Origin of the sequence: Micromonospora sp. DT41, assembly GCF_049841715.1 — a bacterium.
GTDB lineage: Bacteria > Actinomycetota > Actinomycetes > Mycobacteriales > Micromonosporaceae > Micromonospora > Micromonospora profundi.
Genome location: NZ_JBNCKU010000016.1, coordinates 16312 through 36830, shown reverse-complemented (window position 1 = coordinate 36830; position 20519 = coordinate 16312). Strand labels below are relative to the sequence as shown.

16 protein-coding genes are annotated in these 20519 nt (G+C 72.3%); 11 read left to right on the top strand and 5 right to left on the bottom strand.

What is annotated here, in order from left to right:
- Nucleotides 1-33 precede the first annotated feature (33 nt).
- On the bottom strand, nt 34-1137 hold the full coding sequence (locus tag ACLQ23_RS25285) for a winged helix DNA-binding domain-containing protein (protein WP_425881205.1): 1104 nt from the start codon (nt 1135-1137) through the stop codon (nt 34-36).
- A 140-nt stretch (nt 1138-1277) separates the two neighbouring features.
- On the opposite strand from ACLQ23_RS25285, the gene ACLQ23_RS25280 reads away from it, so the two are divergent.
- The 4 genes from ACLQ23_RS25280 (at nt 1278) to wrbA (ending at nt 3645) form a co-directional block, all read left to right on the top strand.
- The gene (locus tag ACLQ23_RS25280) at nt 1278-1670 is read left to right on the top strand and encodes a DUF4190 domain-containing protein (RefSeq protein ID WP_355594087.1); all 393 of its coding nucleotides are present in this window, start codon (nt 1278-1280) and stop codon (nt 1668-1670) included.
- Between the two features lie 104 nt (nt 1671-1774).
- Complete coding sequence (locus tag ACLQ23_RS25275; protein WP_355594089.1) at nt 1775-2533, top strand: HipA family kinase; 759 nt, start codon at nt 1775-1777, stop codon at nt 2531-2533.
- Nucleotides 2530-2898: a DUF3037 domain-containing protein gene (locus tag ACLQ23_RS25270; RefSeq protein ID WP_355594091.1), complete on the top strand. Its 369-nt coding sequence runs from the start codon at nt 2530-2532 to the stop codon at nt 2896-2898. The genes ACLQ23_RS25275 and ACLQ23_RS25270 overlap by 4 nt, the downstream gene beginning before the upstream one ends.
- Nucleotides 2899-3027: 129 nt before the next feature.
- Nucleotides 3028-3645: an NAD(P)H:quinone oxidoreductase gene (wrbA, locus tag ACLQ23_RS25265; protein ID WP_355594092.1), complete on the top strand. Its 618-nt coding sequence runs from the start codon at nt 3028-3030 to the stop codon at nt 3643-3645.
- 92 nt (nt 3646-3737) lie between these two features.
- Here the strand turns inward: wrbA and ACLQ23_RS25260 are convergent, their stop codons facing one another.
- A complete protein-coding gene (locus ACLQ23_RS25260; protein ID WP_355594094.1) occupies nt 3738-5654 on the bottom strand; it encodes an anthranilate synthase family protein in 1917 nt (638 codons plus the stop codon).
- Between the two features lie 261 nt (nt 5655-5915).
- On the opposite strand from ACLQ23_RS25260, the gene ACLQ23_RS25255 reads away from it, so the two are divergent.
- From ACLQ23_RS25255 to ACLQ23_RS25245, 3 genes are all read left to right on the top strand, one after another.
- Nucleotides 5916-7328, top strand: coding sequence for an FGGY family carbohydrate kinase (locus ACLQ23_RS25255; protein WP_355594096.1), 1413 nt, complete (start codon nt 5916-5918; stop codon nt 7326-7328).
- 99 nt (nt 7329-7427) lie between these two features.
- Nucleotides 7428-9974: a sensor histidine kinase gene (locus ACLQ23_RS25250; protein WP_355631556.1), complete on the top strand. Its 2547-nt coding sequence runs from the start codon at nt 7428-7430 to the stop codon at nt 9972-9974.
- Entirely contained in the window at nt 9971-10393 is a 423-nt protein-coding gene (locus tag ACLQ23_RS25245) for a roadblock/LC7 domain-containing protein (protein ID WP_053652618.1), read from the top strand. Before ACLQ23_RS25250 ends, ACLQ23_RS25245 begins: the two co-directional genes overlap by 4 nt.
- A gap of 77 nt (nt 10394-10470) precedes the next feature.
- Here the strand turns inward: ACLQ23_RS25245 and ACLQ23_RS25240 are convergent, their stop codons facing one another.
- Nucleotides 10471-11814: a GH1 family beta-glucosidase gene (locus ACLQ23_RS25240; RefSeq protein ID WP_355594100.1), complete on the bottom strand. Its 1344-nt coding sequence runs from the start codon at nt 11812-11814 to the stop codon at nt 10471-10473.
- An 842-nt stretch (nt 11815-12656) separates the two neighbouring features.
- Here ACLQ23_RS25240 and ACLQ23_RS25235 point away from each other — a divergent pair.
- A complete protein-coding gene (locus ACLQ23_RS25235) occupies nt 12657-15563 on the top strand; it encodes a glycoside hydrolase family 48 protein (RefSeq protein WP_355594102.1) in 2907 nt (968 codons plus the stop codon).
- A 340-nt stretch (nt 15564-15903) separates the two neighbouring features.
- Here the strand turns inward: ACLQ23_RS25235 and ACLQ23_RS25230 are convergent, their stop codons facing one another.
- Nucleotides 15904-16644 carry a DUF3159 domain-containing protein gene (locus ACLQ23_RS25230; protein WP_355594280.1) on the bottom strand — a complete coding sequence of 247 codons (741 nt, stop codon included), beginning with the start codon at nt 16642-16644 and terminating at the stop codon, nt 15904-15906.
- A gap of 161 nt (nt 16645-16805) precedes the next feature.
- Here ACLQ23_RS25230 and ACLQ23_RS25225 point away from each other — a divergent pair, with 161 nt between their 5' ends.
- Complete coding sequence (locus ACLQ23_RS25225) at nt 16806-17693, top strand: phosphatase PAP2 family protein (protein ID WP_355594104.1); 888 nt, start codon at nt 16806-16808, stop codon at nt 17691-17693.
- A gap of 12 nt (nt 17694-17705) precedes the next feature.
- On the opposite strand, the gene ACLQ23_RS25220 is transcribed toward ACLQ23_RS25225, so the two are convergent.
- Nucleotides 17706-18569, bottom strand: coding sequence for a DUF1028 domain-containing protein (locus ACLQ23_RS25220; protein ID WP_355631554.1), 864 nt, complete (start codon nt 18567-18569; stop codon nt 17706-17708).
- Between the two features lie 171 nt (nt 18570-18740).
- Between ACLQ23_RS25220 and ACLQ23_RS25215 the strand changes: the two genes are divergently transcribed.
- Both ACLQ23_RS25215 and ACLQ23_RS25210 read left to right on the top strand, forming a co-directional pair.
- Nucleotides 18741-19724, top strand: coding sequence for an LLM class F420-dependent oxidoreductase (locus ACLQ23_RS25215; RefSeq protein WP_355631562.1), 984 nt, complete (start codon nt 18741-18743; stop codon nt 19722-19724).
- On the top strand, nt 19721-20512 hold the full coding sequence (locus tag ACLQ23_RS25210) for an SDR family oxidoreductase (RefSeq protein ID WP_355631551.1): 792 nt from the start codon (nt 19721-19723) through the stop codon (nt 20510-20512). Before ACLQ23_RS25215 ends, ACLQ23_RS25210 begins: the two co-directional genes overlap by 4 nt.
- Nucleotides 20513-20519: the final 7 nt, after the last annotated feature.

Here is a 20519-nt window from a genome sequence, read left to right as displayed (position 1 = left end):
GCCCGGCTGCCTACCTGCCGTGCCGCGGGCCGGTCAGGCCGTCCAATCGAACCGGGGTGGCAACTCGACGAAGGCCGCGTAGCGGCTGAGGGCCTGCTCCACCCGCGCCCGCACCTTGGCGGTAAGGCGCGTCAGCGGGTGGACTGTGATGGTCACCGTGGACTTGCCGAGGCGGCGTTTCCACACGCCCACCACCCGGCCGCCGAGCACGACCGTGGCCTGGAAGACCCCGTTGTTGCCGGGCACAACGGCCGACCGGTGCGCCTCGTCGAGCATGAGCGACCGGTCGCGGTAGCCGAGCAGGTACTCGTCGAAGCCGGGCAGCGCCAGCACCTCGTCGAGCGGGGTACGCGGCGCGTCGACCACCGCCGCGTCGACGTACGTCTGCTCGCCGTCGACGCGTACCCGGGTCAGCGTGTCGCCGGCCCCGGTCAGGCCGCGGCGCGCGTCGGTGAGGGTGAGGCCCGTCCAGCCGGCGAACTCGCGGTCGGTGACCGGGCCGTGCGAGCGGACGTAGCGGTGGGCGAGCAGGGCCAGCGCCTTGTCGCGGTCGAGGCGGCGGGGCTCCGGTGCCCACTCGTCGAGCAGGGCGAAGGTCTGCTCGGTGCCGACGTTCGGTGCCACGCAGGTCACCCCACGGACGCTCGCATACCAGAGCAGGTGGTAGCCGCGCTGCTCGTCGGTGCCGATCCCGGCCTCGCGCAGGGCGGCGAGGCACTGCGCCCGGGTGAGCCGGCCGCCGCCGGCCAGCGCGGCACCGAGGACGTCCAGCGCCCGGTCGGCGTCGACGTCGGTGAGCCCGAGCCGCGCCCGGCGGGCCTCCACGCCGGCCAGTGAGCGGACGCCTGTCAGCTCCAGCATCCAGCGGGCGTCGGCCGGTGGGACGAGGTGAACGGTGCCTCGCATCGGCCAGGTGCGTAACGCCTCCCGCCGCTCCAGCGCCGCCTGCACGTCGGACGTCGTCCGCCCCGGGAGCCGGGCGCCCAGCGACCACAGCCCGCTGGCCATGTCCTGCGCCTGCATCGCGCCGAACCACTCGACCACCTGAACGACGGTGTCGGGCTGGACCGCCGGACGCAGCAGTAGACTCGTCATGCGCAGGGCAAGCGCGTCGGCCGCGGTGAGGTCGACAGCCATGGCGGTGCCCCTTCCGGCAGTAAGGCCGCCAGCCTAGGACCGGTCACCGACAGATTCCGCCCCCACGAGGTCTAACGCCTGTCGTCGTGGGAAAGCCGCTCGGCGGATGTACGCGCGCCGCGCGTGCGGAAGGGAGTCTCATGACTGCCGCAAGCGAGCCGGCCCGGGGGGCCGGAGTGACGGCCGGGTCCCGGAGCCACCGGGGCGGCGACCGCGCGAAGACGAGCGCCGCCGCCACCTTCGCCCTGGTCTTCGGCGTCGCCGGCCTGCTCAGCGTGCTGACCGCGATCCTGGCCTGGATCGGGTTGGTGCTGGGCATCATCGGGGTCATCCTCGGCATCGTGGGCCTCAAGATGAGTCGACGACCCGGGGTGACAGGTCGGGGCGTCGCCATCGGCGGCCTGGTGCTGAGCATCCTGGCGGTGCTCATCGGCCTGGGTCTCGCGGCGGGCATCACCACCTTCGTCAACAACGAGGGCGCGGTGGATCGCCTCCAGCAACAGGTAAACGATCTGCGGGACAAGCTGGACTGAGGTCGGTGCGGGCGGGGCCACGGCACGCCGTGGCCCCGCCGAGACCTACCCGGACTCGACCCGGCCGACCGGTCGGCGCCGTAGGTCACAGTAGGGTTGGCCACGTGCTCCGCCAGGTCACCGCGATCCGTTACGTCACCCCGCTGCGCGAGGGTGGCTCGCTTCCGGGCGTGGTGGAGGCCGACGACCTCGGCACGTACGTGGCGAAGTTCCGGGGCGCCGGGCAGGGGCCGAAGGCGCTCGTCGCCGAGGTGATCTGCGGCGAGCTGGCCCGCCGGTTGGAGCTGCGGGTGCCGTCACTTGTGGTCCTGGACATCGACCCGGTGATCGGGCGGGCCGAGCCCGACCAGGAGGTGCAGGAGCTGCTTCGCAACAGCGGCGGCGCCAACCTGGGGATGGACTTCCTCCCGGGAGCGCTGGGCTTCGACCCGGTCGCGCACCCCGTGGACCCGATGCTGGCGTCCCGGGTGCTCTGGTTCGACGCGTACGTGCAGAACGTCGACCGGAGCTGGCGCAACCCGAACCTGCTGGTGTGGCACCGGGACCTGTGGCTGATCGACCACGGCGCGGCCCTGTACTTCCACCACAACTGGCCGCGCGCCGAAGCCGCGGTGCACCGGCCCTACCGGGCCGAGGACCACGTGCTGGCGCCGTACGCCGACCGGATGGCCGAGGCCGACGCCGAGTTGGCGCCCCGGATCACCCCGGAGCTGCTCGCCGAGGTGCTGGCGCTGGTACCCCCGGACTGGCTGACCGCCGCCGACTTCGACTCGGCCGACGCGGCGCGGGAGGCGTACGTGGCGCACCTGTCGCAGCGGGTCGCCCGCTCGGCGGACTGGCTACCGGCGGGGGATGCCGCGTGAGACACCCCTTCGAGTACGCCATCATCCGGCTGGTGCCCCGCATCGAGCGCGGCGAGCAGATCAACGTCGGGGTGTTGCTGTACTGCCAGCAGCGCGACTTCCTGGCCGCGCGCACACACCTTGATGCCGACCGGGTCCGTGCGCTGGCCCCCGACATCGACCTGCCTGCCGTGGCCGCGGTCCTCGACTCCTGGGACCGGACCTGCGCCGGTGACGGGCCGGCGACCCGGATGCGGCTCGGCGAACGGTTCCACTGGCTGGCCGCACCTCGCAGCACGATGATCCAGGCCGGCCCGGTGCACACCGGGCTCACGGCCGACCCGGCGGCCGAGGTGGATCGGCTGATGGCGGCGCTGGTCCGCTGACGGCGTGACCACAGGCCTTCTGACGAGAGCCAGAACAGCCCGACAGGCAGGGCGGGAGCCCGGCTGTCGTTTGCCGTGCGAACGAGGGGGTAGTCGCGAGAGCTTGAGCTGAATCGAGAGGGGACACCTATGGCTGCCCAGATCAAGGTGGCGGTGATCTACTACAGCGCCACAGGCATCACATACCAGATGGCGCAGGCCGTCTGCGAGACCGCTGGCGAAGCCGGCGCCGACGTACGCCTCCGTAAGGTGCGGGAGTTGGCGCCGGACGAGGCGATCCGCTCCAACTCCGGTTGGCAGGCGCATCACCTGGAGACCCAGGACGTTCCCGAGGCGATGATCGACGACCTGTCGTGGGCCGACGTCGTGATCATGGGTGCGCCGACCCGGTACGGCATGGTCGCCGCCCAGCTGAAGCAGTTCATCGACACCACAGGCCCGCTCTGGGCCCAGGGTGCGCTGGCCAACAAGGTCTACTCCGGGTTCACCTCGACGGCGACCTTGCACGGCGGGCAGGAGACCACGCTCACCGCGCTCTTCAACGTCTTCTACCACTGGGGCGGGATCGTGGTCACCCCCGGCTACACCGACTCCAGTCAGTTCATCGCCGGCAACCCGTACGGTGCCTCCCACGTCAGCAACAACGGTGAGATCGCCCCGGACGCTGTGGCGCTGGGCGCCTGCGCTCTCACCGCCCGGCGGGCCGTGCTGATCGGTGCCGCGCTGAAGCAGGGCATGGCCGGCTGACCCCGCAGCCGCAGCGTGACCGCCGATACGACTGGGGACCGGTGGCGCGAGCGGGGGCTCTCGGCCCGCCCGTGCCACCGGCCACACCAGCCCTACCCCCGCACGGTGGCCGCTATGCCCGCCGGCGCGGCGGGCAACAGGTCGGCCAGAAGCTCGGACAGCACGGCGAGCCCGTCCGGGCTGAGCACCGACTCGGGGTGGAACTGCACGCCGGCGAAGCCGCGCCCGCGCAGCGCGTGCACGGCACCGTCGCTGACGTCCCGGGCCAGCTCCACAGTCCCGTACGCGGTTTCCAGACGGTCGGTGTCGGCGAGCGCTGTGAACGTCGAGTAGAACCCCACCCGGCGGGTCCGGCCGAACAGCGGCACCTCCCGCTGCAACCCCTGATAGGGCGCCTGACGGCGGTGCATCGGCAGCCCCAGCAGCCCGGCCAGCACCTGGTGCCCGAGGCAGACCGCGAGAGTCGGCCGCCCGGACGCCAACAGCCCGGTCAGCAGCTTCCGCAACGCCACCATCTTCGGCTCGTCCGGGCTTCCCGGGTCGCCCGGTCCCGGCCCGGCAACCACCAGGTCGTACCCGTCGACCGGCTCGCAGGCGTGCCACGGCCGCAGCGTCACCGCGAGCCCCAATGCGCCCAGTTGGTGGGCCAGCATGCCGGTGAAGGTGTCCTCGGCGTCCACGATCAACGCCCGCCGGCCCACCAGACCGGGCAGCCCCGGCGCGTCCGGTGCCCGCTGGTCCAGCCAGAACCGGGCCAGCGGGGCGTTACGCGCGGCGAGCGCGGCGCGTACCGCCGGATCGTCGGCCAGCCGCGCGACCGGCCCGCCTCCGCCGACGGGCGCCGCAGGGCCGAGACCCAGCGCGGCCAGCACGCCAGCCGCCTTGGCGTGCGTCTCGGCCACCTCGCCGGCCGCCGTCGAGTGCCGGACCAGGGTCGCGCCGACCGGCACCCGCAACTGGCCGGTGGGTGAGATCTCGGCGGTCCGGATCAGGATCGGGGCGTCCAGCGTCTGCCGGCCCGCGTCGTCGTGACCGAGCAGGGCCAACACCCCCGCGTAGTAGCCCCGGCCGCGCCCCTCGTGCCGGGCGATCACCCGGCAGGCGTTCTCCATGGGGCTGCCCGTGACGGTCGGTGCGAACATCGTCTCGCGCAGCACCTCCCGCACGTCGCGGGTGCCCCGCCCGGCGAGCAGGTACTCGGTGTGCGCCAGGTGCGACATCTCCTTGAGGTACGGGCCGATCACCTGGCCGCCGTGCTCGGCGACGGTGGCCATCATCTTCAGCTCCTCGTCGAGCACCATGTACAGCTCCTCGACCTCCTTGGGGTCGGCGAGGAACCGCAGCAGCGCCGTGGTGTCCGGTGCGTCGCCGGAGGACCGGAAGGTGCCGCTGATCGGGTTCATCATGACGAGGCCGTCGTCGACGCTCACGTGCCGCTCCGGGCTGGCGCCGACCAGGATCCGGGTGCCGGTGTGCACCACGAACGTCCAGTACGCGCCCCGCTCGGCGACCAGCAGCCGGCGCAGCGCGGCGAGCGCGGCAAGCAGCGGCGCACCCTGCACGGTGGCGTTCAGGACGCGGTGGATGACGAAGTTGGCACCCTCGCCCCGGCCGATCTCCTCGGCGAGCACCCGCTGCACGATCCCGGCGTACTCCTCGTCGGTGACGTCGAACGCGGCGCCCTCGGTGCGGACCGGTTGGTCGGGCAGCGCGGCCAGAGCATCGGCCAGGGGGATCCGCCGGTGCTCGCGGACCTGGAGACACTCCAGCGGCGCGCCGTCGTCGACGCAGGCGAAGCCGCGCTCGGCGATCTGCCGGTACGGCACCACGGCGAGCGTCCGCGCTCCGGGCGTACCGGGCGGCAGCGGAATGTCCGCAAGCCGTTCGACGGTGTCGACGGGGCCGGTGAACAGCTCAAGCTCGTCGGCGCCCTCGCGGCGCACCAGCGCGAAGGGGCCGGGGTCGTCACCGTCGGCGACGGCGGCGAGCAGATCGGTCAGGTGGGTCATCGGAGTCTCCGTAGGCCGGGCGCCGCCAGCGGGGCGGCCATCCGGGCCGGGAGATCCGGCGGCCGCCTCGATGGCGGCCGCGTGAGATGAAGCTACGCGCGGGGGGTGGCCGCCAGGTTGGCGGGCCACCAGCAGGTCAGGTGCGCGAGCATGCGACCACCCTACGCGTCCGTGCTCGGGTCCGGAACCTGTTCGGGTGTACGGGTGTGCCCGGCGTGACCGCCGTTGCTGTCCGGCCGGTACCGGGTAACTTGACCGGCGATGAACATTCTCGCGCTCGACCTGGGCACATCCTCGGTGCGCGGGCTGGTGCTGAGCGGTGACGCTCGGCCGCTGCCCGGCGTGCTGGCCCGACGGAAGGTCAATCTCGCCATCGGCGACGACGGCACCGGCACGCTGTCCGGGCCCGACTACCGCACGCTGCTCGTCGAGTGCCTGGACGAGTTGGCCGAGTCGGGACACCTGCGGGACATCGGCCTGGTGGCGATCTCCGCGCAGTGGCACTCGGTGCTCCCGCTGGGCCACGACGGCGCTCCGCTCGGCCCGGTGGTGACCTGGCTGGACACCCGGCCCACGGCGGCCGAGGGCGCGGCGGGTCCGGTCGACCCGGACGACTTCCACCAGCGCACCGGCTGCTGGTGGCACCGCTCCTACTGGTCGATGCGCCTGCCCTGGCTGCGAGCGCAGTCCGGCACCTCGATCGCCCGTTTCGTCGGCCTGCCCGAGTACGTCCTGGGTGAGCTGCTGGAGGCGGCCCCCATGTCGATCTCCCAGGCGTCCGGCACCGGCCTGCTGGACCTGGGCAGCCTGCGCTGGGACGAGGAGGCGCTGGCGCTGGCCGGGACGCGTCCCGGTGAGCTGCCACCGCTGTGGGAGCTGAACTGGCACGGTCGGCTCCGGTCCGACTGGGCGCGACGCTGGCCCCAGTTGGCGCAGGCGCGCTGGGCGCCGCCGGTCGGCGACGGCGGGGCGTCCAACGTGGGGTCGGGCTGCGTCGACCCGAGTCGGGCCGCGATCACGGTCGGCACCTCCGCCGCCGTACGCCTGATGCAGCGGATCCCGGCCGGCGAGCCGATGCCCCGGCTGCCCGAACGGCTCTGGCGTTACCGGGTCGACCACGAGCATGTGGTGACGGGGGCTGCGTACTCCAGCGGCGGCAACCTGTTCGCCTGGGCTCAGCGGGAGCTGCGGTTGCCGGCGGCCGACGAACTTGACGCGGCGTTGGCGCTGGTGCCGCCCGGTGGTGGCCGGCCGGCGGATCCCCGCTTCGGCGGTGACCGGGCGCCCGGGACCGCGCCGGCGGGCACGGGCGAGCTGCGCGGGTTGAGCTTCGGCACCACGGCCGTGGACATCCTGGCCGGTCTCATGCAGGGGCTCTGTGGGCTGGTCGCCGACGACCTCGCGGTGCTGGAATCCACCATCGACCGTCCTGTCGACGTGGTGCTCGGCGGTGGCGCGGTGGCCGCCTCGGTGTGGTGGCGTCAGGCGTTCGCCTCCACGCTCGCGCCGCGACCGGTGTCGCACCAACGCAACCCGGAGGTCGGTGCCACAGGTGCGGCCCTGGTGGCGATGGGCCGCTGCTGCGACGCGGCCGACCTCGCCGACATCGGCCGGACGGATGAGCCGGTTCCACCGACGACGACAGGTCGGCCGCACCAGCAGTATTCTTCCTGAACTTTCGGTCTGACCGGACCGTTGACAGGGCTTCCGGGCCTGGTTGGATGGACTGCGCTCCCCGGGTCGCGGTGGACGCGGCAGGACGGAGGATGCAGGGTGGCGGCAGGTCCCGATCCGACGAACGGTTCGGTGTCGAACCATCGTCGGCGTCGCTTCGACGTCCGGGTCGTTCCGCATCGGCGCCGCTCGCCGTTCCGGCTGCGCGACTGGCGGATGAGCACCAAGCTGGCCACCGTCCTGGTGGTGCCGTCGGTGGCGTTCCTGGTGCTGGCAAGCGTGCAGACCAGCGCGCTCGTCGGGCGGACGACCGAGCTGAACGACTTCGCCCGGCAGGTCGGCATCGGCCGGCAGATCACCGCAGTGGTGCATCACCTCCAGCAGGAGCGCGACCGCTCGGCGGGTGAGCTGGGCGAGCTGCGCCGGGGTGGTGACCGGCAGGCCGCGGCCAGTGCCCTGAGGCCGTTGCAGTCGGCCACCGACCGGGCCGTCGACGACCTGCGCCGGGCCGCCAGGCCGCTCGCCAACGCCGACGCGTCCTGGCGGGTCGCCTACTCCGAGGCGTTGGAGGCGTACGACAAGGTGGTCGACATCCGGGTGGCTGTGCCGCCTGCGGTGTTGAGCAACGACACCATCCTGAGCAACTACCACCGGGCCGTCGACGCGCTGCTCGATCTGCTTGACGAGCCGACGCCAGGTCAGGAACGACCGGCGTTGAGCGACGCCGTGCTGCGCTACGTCCAGCTGGCCCGGGTCAAGGAGCTGTCCTCCCGGATCCGCGCCCAGCTCTATGCCGCCTCCCGCGCCGGCCGGTACGGCACCGAGGACCGGGTTCTGCTCTCCGACCTGCGCGCCCAGCAGCTCACCGCGCTGGGGGCGTTCCGGGTGGCCGCCACCATCGACCAGATCCGCCGGTACGACACGGCTTCGGTGAACCCGATGTTCCAGGTCGCCACCCAGTTGGAGGAGCGCAGCCTGCCCTCCGGTGAGGCGACCCCGGCGGTGCTGCCCTCGGAGCAGTGGTGGTCGGCGAGCCAGCAGCGTCAGGAGTTGCTGCGTCAGCTCGAAGCGGGGGTGCTCGACGACGCCGTGCGGCAGGCCGACGATGTCAGTTCCAGCCAGCTGCGGGACACCCTGTTCGTCGTCGGTGGGATCGTCACGGTGCTGCTGGCCGCCCTGCTCATCTCGCTGCTCGTCGGCCGGTCGGTTGCCCGGTCGATGCGCTTGTTGCGCGGTCAGGCGCTGCGGATCGCGCAGATCGAGCTGCCGGACGCGCTGGACCGGCTGCGGACGGTGAACGGCGGGGTGACCGACATCGACGTCGCGCCGCCGGTGGTGCGTTCGCTCGACGAGATCGGCGAGCTGGCCGAGGCGTTCGTAGCTGTGCACCGCAGCGCGGTCACCGTCGCCGTCGAGCAGGCGCGGATGCGCCGCACCGTCAACAGCATGTTCGTCAACCTGGCCCGACGCAGCCAGGTGCTTGTGGAGCGCCAACTGGAGCTGCTTGACGATCTGGAGCGCGAGGAGAGCGACCCGGACCAGTTGGAGAACCTGTTCAAGCTCGACCACCTGGCCGCCCGGATGCGCCGCAACGACGAGAGCCTGCTGGTGCTGGCCGGCTCGGAATCCACCCGCCGGCGGAACCGCCCGGTCGGTCTCGGCAGCGTGCTGCTTGCCGCCGCCGCCGAGATCGAGCAGTACCAGCGAATCCGCCTGGAACCGGCGGGCGACGTCAACGTGGTCGGGCACGCGGTGGGCGACCTGGTGCACATGCTCGCCGAGTTGCTGGAGAACGCGACAGCGTTCTCCCGCCCGGACACGGCAGTCGTGGTGACCGCCCGCGTCGAGGCGTCGGCAGTGCAGATCGACATCACCGACAACGGTCTCGGCATGACGCCGGCCGCGCTCGCCGAGGCGAACGCGGTGCTGGCGAGTCCACCGGCTGCCAACGTCGCGACGGTCGAGCGGATGGGCCTGTTCGTGGTCAGTCACCTGGCCGCCCGGCTGGGCGTACTCGTGCGGCTCGACGATGGGCACGGCGGCGGCCTTGTCGCCCGGCTGATGCTGCCCGCCTCCCTGCTGGCTCCGGCGGGCACTGTGGAGCTGGATCCGCCGATGCCGGCCCGGATGCTGGCGGCTGGCGCGGCGCGCGGCATCGGAGCGCAGCGGATGGCCAGGGCTTCCCGAGCGGCAGCGCCAGCCGCCGCGCCGATGGAGTTGCCGTTCGCCGGTCGTCCGCCGGTGGCTGCCGTGCCGCGGCAGGCCCGCCCGGTGCCGGTGCGCGCCGAGGATGTGCTGGCCCCGCCGGTCGCGCCGGCCGGTGCGTCCGACGGCAGCGGGTGGTGGTCCCGTGAGGGGCCGGCCGGCCCGGCGGTCACCGGCCCGGCCATGCCGCCCGCGACGCCGGTGACTGCGGGCACGAACGAACGGGGCCTGCCGGTACGGGTGCCGATGGCGCAGCTTTCCGCTGTCACCCGCCCGGCGCAGCCGGACTCGACGCCGACACGTGTCGATCCGGATCCGGCGGCGGTGGGGGGCATGCTTTCCCGGCTCTACAGCGGGGTACGGCGTGCGGAGGCCGAGGACACCACCGAGATACCCGTGTCATCCTCGTGGGGGCACGACGAAGGGGGACGACGACAGTGACGACGTTGAGCCAGGAGGCGCGGGATCTGAGCTGGCTGGTGAGCGCGTTCGCGGAGCGGGTGCCCGGTGTGGCGCACGCGGTGGTGGTGTCCTCGGACGGGCTGCTGGTCGCGATCTCCGATCACCTGCCGCGGGACCACGCCGACAAGCTCGCCGCGGTGACCTCGGGGTTGATGAGCATCACTGCCGGTGCCGCGCAGATGTTCGACGGCGACATCGTCAAGCAGACGGTGGTCGAGATGGGCCGTGGCTACTTCCTGGTGATGCAGGTGCGTGACGGCTCGATCCTGGCCACGCTGGCCGCGGGCGACGCGGACATCGGCGTGGTGGGCTACGAGATGGCGCGGCTCGCGAAGCAGGCGGGGGAGATGCTCACCCCGGCGCTACGGGCGGAGTTGCAGCAGGCGTTGCCTCGCTGAGGGGTCCGGGCGTGACCCGGACGGTCACCGGCTCACGGGAGCCGAGCCGTCCGGGCCCGGCTGTCCGGGCGCCCCGTTCAGAAACCGCCCTCGGCGATCACGGAGCGGTACCAGTGGGCGCTGCGCTTGAGTACGCGGCGCTGGGTCGGGTAGTCCACATAGACCAGACCCCAGCGCTGGTCGTAGCCCTCGGCCCACTCGAAGTTGTCGAGCAGTGACCAGACGTGGAAGCTCTCCAGCGGCACGCCGGCGGCGATGGCGCGGTGCGCGGCGGCCAGGTGGTCGCGCAGGAACGTGATCCGGCCGGCGTCGTCGACGGTGCCGTCGGTACCCAGGGTGTCGGGAGTGGGCAGGCCGTTCTCGGTGACCGTGAGCGGGATCGGACCGTAGTCGCGGGTGACCCGGGTCAGCATGTCGTACATCCCGTCGGGGTAGATCTGCTGCCATTCGGCCTCGGAGGTTGGCCAGCGCTGCTCGCTGCGGCCGTCGGCGGTGACGTAGATCGGCGTGTAGTACTGCACGGCGAGCAGGTCGACCGGCGAGGAGATCACCGCCAGGTCGCCGTCGCGGATGCCGCGGACCATCCGGCTGCGCGAGCCCAGGTCGGCAAGCACGTCCTGCGGGTAGCTGCCCTTGAGCAGGGAGTCGAGGTAGAGGCGGTTCTCGTAGCCGTCGTAGAGATGGGAGGCGGCGGCCGCCTCAGGCGAGTCGTCGGCGGGGTAGCAGGGGTGCAGGTTGAGCGCGGGGCCGATCCGGCTGGTGCTGTTGGCGGCGCGCAGCGCGCGTACCGCGAGACCGTGGGCGAGTTGCAGGTGGTGGGCGACGAGGTAGGCGGCGTCCGGGTCCTGCCGGCCGGGCGCGTGGTGGCCGATGAGGTAGCCGTTCTGCACAACGGTCTTGGGTTCGTTGATGGTGAGCCAGACGGACACCCGGTCGCCGAGGGCGGAGAAGACGGCGTCGGCGTAGTCGGCGAAGCGGTGGGCGGTGTCGCGGGACTCCCAGCCGTCGGCGTCCTGCAACGCCTGCGGCAGGTCCCAGTGGAAGAGGGTCGCCATCGGCTCGATGCCACGCTCGTGCAGGCCGTCGATCAGCCTCCGGTAGAAGTCCAGTCCGCGCTGGTTGGGCGCACCGGTGCCGTCGGGCTGGATGCGCGGCCAGGAGATGGAGAAGCGGTAGCTGCGCAGCCCCAGGTCACGCATCAGGTCGAGGTCTTCGACGTACCGGTGGTAGTGGTCGGCGGACACGTCGCCGGTGTCGCCGTTTCGGGTGCGCCCGGGGACGCGGCTGAACGTGTCCCAGACCGATTCGCCGCGGCCGTCCTCCTTGGTGGCGCCCTCGATCTGGTACGCGGAGGTGGCGGCACCCCAGCCGAAGTCGCTGGGGAAGCGCAGCGGGCCGGTGGGCCCGGTGGGTATCGACATGGATTCTCCTCGTGGGTACGGGGCCACCGCCGAGATTCGGGAGCGCTCCCAGGATAGGTCAGGAACGCCCCCGCCCAGTCAGCCGACCGCTTGGCGGCTCGGGCTACCGGGTCGAGGCGGGTGGGGGCCCCGGACAGCGAACGAGGCCGACCGGGCGGCGCGTCGCGCCTGTCCGTCGGCCTCTTTTCCCATCGTGTACGGGGGTTTAGTGTGTGGGGACGGGGGAGGGCAACCCCCGTCCCCACCGTAACTGCACACGCACGGGCGGAATTTGGGTCCTGCCGTGCGTGTCGCGCGGGAGCCGGGCCACGCGAGTGGCTCTGGTTCCACCTCCCTCCCAGTGATGGGACGATGGCTGACGGCGGCGTCCGGGCTGGCCCGCCGTCAGCCTTCGGGCTGGTTCCCCGAAGTCGTCGCGAGGACAACCTCGGTGATCTTCTAGTTGGAACCTTTGTCGATGGAAGCGCTCCCATCGACCGATGTTGCGACTGTAACGCCCGTCACGCCTTTGTGAAAGACCCAAAACGAGATCGAAACAAGTGTCTGATCCGGGCCCCTCTGCGCTTGCTGTGGGAGCGCTTCCATGGCACACTGTCGATTCAACGCGACAGAGCCAGATCGCGTGGCGTGGGGTCCGCCGAGGGCAGCCGGCAGTATCACCGCCGGTCGCGGCACCCGATCGCAGCCGGCGGGACCCCCTCCCGCCTGGCCGCACCGCCGCACCCCGGCCGGGCCCGGGGCGACCACCATTCCGGCGCCTCGAATCCCCCGCACACCACCACACTCGCGGGCAGGCGCCCCGCCGGGTCCGTCCCGGCCTGGTCCGAGGAGACACCGCGCACATGAGACAACTGGCACGACGCCGCCGAGTGGCGATCCTCGCCGCCGCCGCGCTCGCCGTCGGCGGGGTGACCCTGCCGGCCGGTGCCGCGCAGGCCGCACCGGCCTGCGACGTGGTCTATGCGACGAACGACTGGAACACCGGCTTCACCGCCAACGTCACCATCAAGAACCTGGGCGATCCGATCAGCAACTGGACGCTCAAGTGGACCTTCCCGAACAGCGGCCAGCGGGTCACCCAGGGGTGGTCGGCGAGGTTCAGCCAGTCCGGCAGCGAGGTCACCGCGACAAACGAGTCGTACAACGGCAACCTCGGCACCGGGGCCTCCACCACCATCGGTTTCAACGGCTCCCACACGGGCAGCAACCCGAAGCCGACCTCGTTCACCCTCAACGGCACCCCGTGCAACGGCACCCCGGCCAACCAGCCGCCGACGGTCTCCCTCGACCTGCCCGCCGGGCCGTTCACCGCGCCGGCCGACGTGCCGCTGACCGCCACCGCCAGCGACCCGGACGGCACCATCAGCAAGGTCGAGTTCTACCGCAACGGCCTGCTGATCAACACCGACACCACCGCGCCGTACGCGTACACGCAGGAGGACCTGCCGGCCGGCAGCTACACCGTCCAGGCCAAGGCGTACGACAACGCCAATGGCATCGGAGTCGCCGAGAAGGCGTTCACCGTCGGGGCCGCGACCGGGCCGACGCTCGTCGCCACTCCGTCCGCGGTGAGCGTCAACGAGGGTGGCACCAGCACCTTCAACCTCAAGCTCAGCGCCGCGCCGACGGCGAACGTGCCGGTCACCCTCACCCGCACCGGCGACACCGACATCACTGTCACGCCGGCCACCGTCACGCTGACTCCGTCCAACTGGAACACCGGTGTCACCGTCACGGTCGCCGCGGCGGAGGACGCCGACACCGTCGGCGGTAGCGCCACCATCACCGCCTCCGCCACCGGAATCGCCTCGCTGGCGGTCGCCGCCACCGAGATCGACAACGACACCCCGGGCGGCGACAACGCCTACATCAAGAAGTTCCTCGAGCAGTACGGCAAGATCAAGAACTCGGGCTACTTCAGCCCCGAGGGCGTGCCGTACCACTCGGTGGAGACGCTCATCGTCGAGGCGCCCGACCACGGGCACGAGACCACCTCGGAGGCGTTCAGCTTCTGGCTCTGGCTGGAGGCCTACTACGGTCAGGTCACCCAGAACTGGGCACCGTTCAACAACGCCTGGACGGTGATGGAGAAGTACATCATCCCCACGCACGCCGACCAGCCGACCGCGGGCTCCGCGGGCACTCCGCAGTACGCCGCGGAATACAACCTGCCCAGCCAGTACCCCTCGGCGCTGAACCCGAACGTCCCGGTCGGACAGGACCCGCTCCGCGCGGAGCTGCAGTCCACCTACGGCACCGGCGACATCTACGGCATGCACTGGCTGATGGACGTCGACAACACCTACGGCTTCGGCCACTGCGGTGACGGCACCACCAAGCCGGCGTACATCAACACCTTCCAGCGCGGCACGCAGGAGTCGGTGTGGGAGACCATCCCGCAGCCGTCCTGCGACACCTTCAAGCACGGCGGCCAGTACGGCTACCTCGACCTGTTCGTCAAGGACTCCGGCGCCCCCGCCAAGCAGTGGAAGTACACGAACGCCCCGGACGCCGACGCCCGCGCCGTGCAGGCCGCGTACTGGGCGCTGACCTGGGCCAAGGAGCAGAACAAGCAGGCCGACGTCGCCGCCACCGTTGCCAAGGCCGCCAAGATGGGCGACTACCTGCGGTACGCGATGTTCGACAAGTACTTCAAGAAGATCGGCAACTGCGTCGGTGCCAGCACCTGTCCCGCGGGCACCGGCCGGGAGTCGGCGCACTACCTGCTCTCCTGGTACTACGCCTGGGGCGGCGCGTACGACGCCAGCCAGAACTGGTCCTGGCGGATCGGCTCCAGCCACAACCACTTCGGCTACCAGAACCCGTTCGCGGCCTGGGCGCTGACAAACACCCCGGAGCTCAAGCCGCAGTCGTCGACAGCTGTCGACGACTGGACCAAGAGCTTCGAGCGGCAGCTGGAGTTCTACACCTGGCTCCAGTCCGCCGAGGGCGGCATCGCCGGTGGCGCCACCAACAGCTGGGACGGTAGCTACGCCCAGCCGCCGGCCGGCACCAGCACCTTCTACGGCATGTTCTACGACGTCGACCCGGTCTACAACGACCCGCCGTCCAACCAGTGGTTCGGCATGCAGGCCTGGTCGATGCAGCGGATCGCGGAGCTGTACCTCCAGACCGGCAACGCGAAGGCCAAGGCCCTGCTGGACAAGTGGGTGCCGTGGGCGATCGCCAACACCACTGTCGGCACCAACTGGTCGATCCCGTCGGACATGAAGTGGACCGGCCAGCCGACCACCTGGAACCCGAGCAACCCGCAGCCCAACACCAACCTGCACGTCGAGGTCACCGTCAAGGGCCAGGACGTCGGCGTCGCCGCCGCCTACGCCCGGACCCTCATCGCGTACGCGGCCAAGTCCGGCAACGTGGCGGCCAAGGACACCGCCAAGGGGCTGCTCGACGCCCTCTCCGCGGCCAGTGACGCCAAGGGTGTCTCCACCACCGAGAAGCGTGGCGACTACCGGCGCTTCGACGACACCTACGACGCGTCCACCGGGCAGGGCCTCTACGTCCCGCCGGGCTGGACCGGGAAGATGCCGAACGGCGACGCCATCGCCGCCGGCAAGAGCTTCCTCGACATCCGGTCCTTCTACAAGAACGACCCGGACTGGCCCAAGGTCCAGGCGTACCTGGACGGTGGTCCGGAGCCCAGCTTCAACTACCACCGTTTCTGGGCGCAGGCCGACGTGGCCATGGCGTACGCCGATTACGGGAAGCTGTTCCCGAACGGCTGACAACGACCCGGGGTGGGCGAGCGTGCCCCCGCCCACCCCGGGGTTCGGCCGGGTTCGGGGGAACTGAGGAACCCGGCCGGCGGAACGGCCTGACACCCACGGTCAGGCCGGGGTGGGCCGGTCATCCGGCCAACGCAGCGGGTCGACCGGCCCACCCCACCGCCCGGAGTGGAGACAGTCGCGAAAAAGCCCAGAAATTCTGGCTGACGTGGGATCACGCCGACGACCACGACGGAGTAACGTACCTGACCGGAGAGGCCGCTCCCCCCGTGGCGGCCTCTCCACTTTTCTGCCCGGCGAGCGCCGCCGCCCGCCGCCGGTCAGCCGCCTCCGGCGGGTGTCACCGCCCCGGCGGTTGCCCCGGCTCCGGCGCTTGTCCCGGCTCGGGTCCTTGTCCCGGCTCCGGTAGGTGGGCCGGGATGCCGCTCGGCGCCTCAGGTGCCCCGGTGACAGTGTCGGCCAGGACCGGATGCCGCAGACCCGGGTGCCCGGCCGGCAGCGACCGGCGCAGCACCACCCAACTCACCGCCAGCGCCGCCGCCACGAGCGGCCAGGTCAACGCGACGCGGGCCACAACGAGCGCGAGCACCTGCCCGCCCAGGTACAGCGGAACGAACACCGCCACCCGCAGCACATAGGTGGCCGTCCACACCCAACTGGCCCTGCCGTACCCGCGCAGCAGCACCGGATCGCGCCGCCACCGGCCGCGCTGACCCAACGCCGTGCCGACCACCACCCCGAGCAGCGGCCACCGCACCACGATGCTCACCGCCCAGGCCAACGCGCTCGCCGCGTTCGACAGCAACTGGATCAGGAAGAAGTTCTCGGCCCGGCCGGTACGGACCGCGACGAGCGCCGCGACGCACACCGCGAGCAGGCCGATCAGCACCGAACGTGGGCGGTCACCCCGCCGCAGCCGTACGCCCGCCACCGCCGCGCCGACGGCCAGCGCCGCTCCGACCCCTGCCCACAGCGACTCGCCGCCGATCAGCCAGCCCGCCGCGAACGCCACCGGAGGAAGCGTGGCGTCGATGGCTCCGCGCCGGCCGCCCAGCAGATCCGCCAACGACTCGGCGCGCACCTGCCCGCCGGGCTCCGCCTCCCGCCGCTCCGAGGCGGGGCTGACCTGGCCGGACTTCCGCTCCGGTGTGCCGTCCACAGCAACCTCCTCCACCCCGCTTCAACCTAACCGTCGACAGGCGGTGGGCCACCAGCCGACCGGCCCGCTCCTGCCGCTACGGTGTGCGGATGCGCGCGACGGCAAGGGGTTGGACCGCGGTCTGGTTGGTCGTACTGGCCCTCGTTCAGGCGGCCGCCTTCCTCGCCGTCTGGCGGGTGGCCGTACACACCGGGATCGGCCAGTGGGTCGACACTGTCGCCCTCACCGGTAACCAGATCGGTCAGGATCGCATCGACGGTCCAGTGGACCGACTCCTCAACGCGATGTCGGTGGTGTCCCTGCTTGCCGCCACCGCGATGATCGGCTTCATCGCGCTCATCCGGGGCCGCATCGCCCTTGCCGTCACCGCAACCCTGCTCATCGCCGGCGCGAACGTCTCCACCCAACTGCTCAAGTACGGGCTGGCCCGCCCGGACTACGGCGTCGACCCGGAGCGCGCCGGGGTGGGCAACAGCCTCCCCAGTGGGCACACCGCAGTGGCAGCCTCGGTGGCGGTCGCGCTGATGCTCGTCCTGCCCCGGAAGGTACGGGCCGCCGGCGCGTTCATCGGCGCGGCCTACGCCGCTGCCGCCGGGGTCGCCACCCTTTCGGCCGGATGGCACCGACCCAGTGACGCCGTCGCCGCGTACCTGGTGGTGGGTGTCTGGGCTGCGCTGGCCGGGCTGGTGCTGCTGATCACCCAGCGGGAGCAGGCCGAGGTCGCCCCCGGCGACGCGCACCGGGTCGCCAGCGCGGTGCTCGGCGTGGCCGGCGTGCTGGCGCTTATCGTCTGCGGGCTCGCCCTGGCGTGGCTGGTTGGCCTTCGCGACACCTGGCCGACCGAGCTGAGCCGCCGACCCCTCTTCGTCGCGTACGCGGGCAGCGCCGCAGGCATCGCCGGCACGATGGCGGTGGTCATGGCGCTGGTGCTCACCGTCGTGCACCGGCTGGTGCCCCGCGTCAAGGGCTGAGCCGGCCGGGGGTCAGCTCGCCTGTCGGGGCGCGGGCACGTGCGGTGCGACGCTGCGCAGGTGCGTCAGCACCACCGGGTCGATGCGCCCCGGCACCAGCCGCTCCTCCAGGTTTTCCAGAGCGGCCCAGGAGAACAACGCCTCCTCCGGGTCTTCGGCGGCCACCTGATGACCCAGCGCGGCGAGCAGCGTCGCCACCTCTTCGGCGACCGCGCCGCTCAGGTCGAGCAGGGTCGCCGGGTCGGGCCTGCTGAACAGCAGTGTGTGCACGGCGAGCAGCCTCTCCAGCTCGGTCACCGGGTCCGGATGGTCGTCCACCCGCAGGTCGACAAGCACGTCGCTGGTGCCGGCGTACCCACCGCCGCGCTCGACCACGAGCAGACCGGCGCTCTGCCGGCCGCGCCGATCACCGCCGGCCTCGTCACCGGCGCGCAGCGCGGCCACGAGCCGATCGGCGAACGGCAGCGCCGACCCGGCGAGCCACGCGTCGGCCAACGCGTCGACGACCTCCGGACCGGCGAGGATGTTGCCCTGCGCGGCCCAGCCGTCGCCGGTGCGGCCGCCGGCCCACGGATGACAGGCCGGGCCCGTCCAGGTCGCGCCCGGACCGGTGGCCCCCACCACACCGAGCTGGCGGTGCGCGCGGTCGCCGTCGGCGGCGACCAGACCGGCCACCACGTCTGCGGCGGCAACCCCGGTGCGCAGCAGGGCCAACCCCTGCGGCCGGTAGGCGAGATTGACGTGCGCCTGGGTGGCAAGCGCGCCGATCTCGGCCTCCGCGGCCGGCACGAGCGCCCCGGCCGCCAGGAACTTGCTGGCCACGACCACGCCGTGCAGGCGGCCGTCGGCGGAGCGGGCGACGAGGGAGAAGGTCACCAGCCGAGATTAGCCTGCCCTGCCGACAGCACATCGGCCCGCGCGGATGCCGCGACCAGGGCGCCCGACGCGACCGCCGCGCAGGCGGGACCGGCGATTCTGCCCAGGACGGGGATCTTGCTCGCGGGCCCGGTCAGCGGGCACGATCGATCGGTGACGAATCGATGGGGCATGACAGTGCCGTTGAGCGGAGTTCCGCTTGCCGACCACGCGGCCGTCTACGCGACGCTCGACCGCGCCGGATTCACAGACGTCTGGTCCTCCGAGGTCGCCGGCGCCGACGCGTTCACCCCGCTGGCGCTCGCGGCGGCCTGGCAGCCCCGCCTGCGGCTGGGCACCGCGATCACCCCGGTCTTCACCCGGGGCCCCGGGCTGCTCGCGATGAGCGCCTCGGCGCTCGCCGAGGCCGCACCGGGCCGGTTCTCGCTCGGCATCGGCGCGTCCTCGCCGGTGCTCGTGCGGGACTGGAACGCGGTGCGGTTCGACGAGCCGTTCCGGCGTACCCGCGACGTCCTGCGTTTCCTGCGCGCCGCACTGCGCGGGGAAACCGTCGACGAGGTCTACGACACCTTCACAGTGCGCCGGTTCACCCTCGAACGGCCGCCGGCCGTACCGCCGCCCATCGTGCTCGCCGCGCTGCGCCCCGGGATGCTCCGGCTGGCCGGCGCCGAGGCCGACGGAGTCATCCTCAACTGGCTCAGCGCCGACGACGTGCCCCGCGCCCTCGCCGAGCTGGGCGAACGCCGCCCCGGCTTCGAGGTCGCCGCCCGCATCTTCGTCTGCCCCACCGACGACGCCACCTACGCCCGTACGCTCGGCCGGCGGCTGATCACCAGCTATCTCACGGTCCCCGCGTACGCCGAGTTCCACCGCTGGCTCGGCCGCGACAAGACGCTGGCGCCGATGTGGGACGCGTGGGCCGCCGGTGACCGGCGCGGGGCCAGCGCGGCGGTGCCCGACGAGGTGGTCGACGCGCTGGTGCTGCACGGCTCACCCGAGCACTGCCGCGCCCAGGTGCGCCGCTACGCCGACGCCGGAGTGGAAGTACCAATCATCGCCCTGCTGCCCACGCCCGAGGTGACCGCCGGGGGTGCCGCCGCGTTGACCACCCTCATCGCCCAACTGGGCACCGAGCCCTCGGGAGCGTCCGCGTGAACCTCACCGACCGGATCGTTGTCGTCACCGGCGGCGCCGGGGGCATCGGAGCCGCGCTGTCCCGCCGGTTCGCCGCCGAGGGCGCCGCGGCCGTCGTCATCGCCGACCTGGACGCCGACGCCGCCCGAGCGGTGGCCGAGAGCATCGGCCCGGTCGCCCACGCCGCAGGCCTCGACGTCACCGACGAGGAGCAGGTCCGCGCCGTGGTCGACGACACCGAACGACGCTTCGGCCGCATCGACCTGTTCTGCGCCAACGCGGGCGTGACCACCGGCGGGGGAGTGGAGGTCGACGACGCCGGCTGGGACCGGGCGTGGCGGGTGAACGTCCTCGCCCACGTCTACTCGGCACGCGCCGTGCTGCCCGGGATGCTCGCCCGGGGCGGCGGGCACCTGCTGCACACCTGCTCGGCGGCGGGAGTGCTGACCGCAGTCGGCGACGCCGCGTACACCGCCACGAAGCACGCCTCGGTGGGCTTCGCCGAGTGGCTGTCCATCACCTACCGGGATCGGGGCATCCGGGTCAGCGCCCTCTGCCCGCAGGGCGTGGACACCCCGATGCTCGCCGACGGCATCCGCGAGGGCCACCTGGGCGCCCGCGTGATCGAGGCGTCCGGCGCGGTCCTCACCCCCGACCAGGTCGCCGACGCGGCAATCGCCGGGCTCGCCGAGGAGCGGTTCCTGATCCTGCCGCACCCGGAGGTCGCCGACTACGCGCGCCGCCGCGCCGAGGACCCGGACGGCTGGCAGGCCGGCCTCCGCAAGCTCGTCCGCCGCCTGACCGCCTGACCTGGCA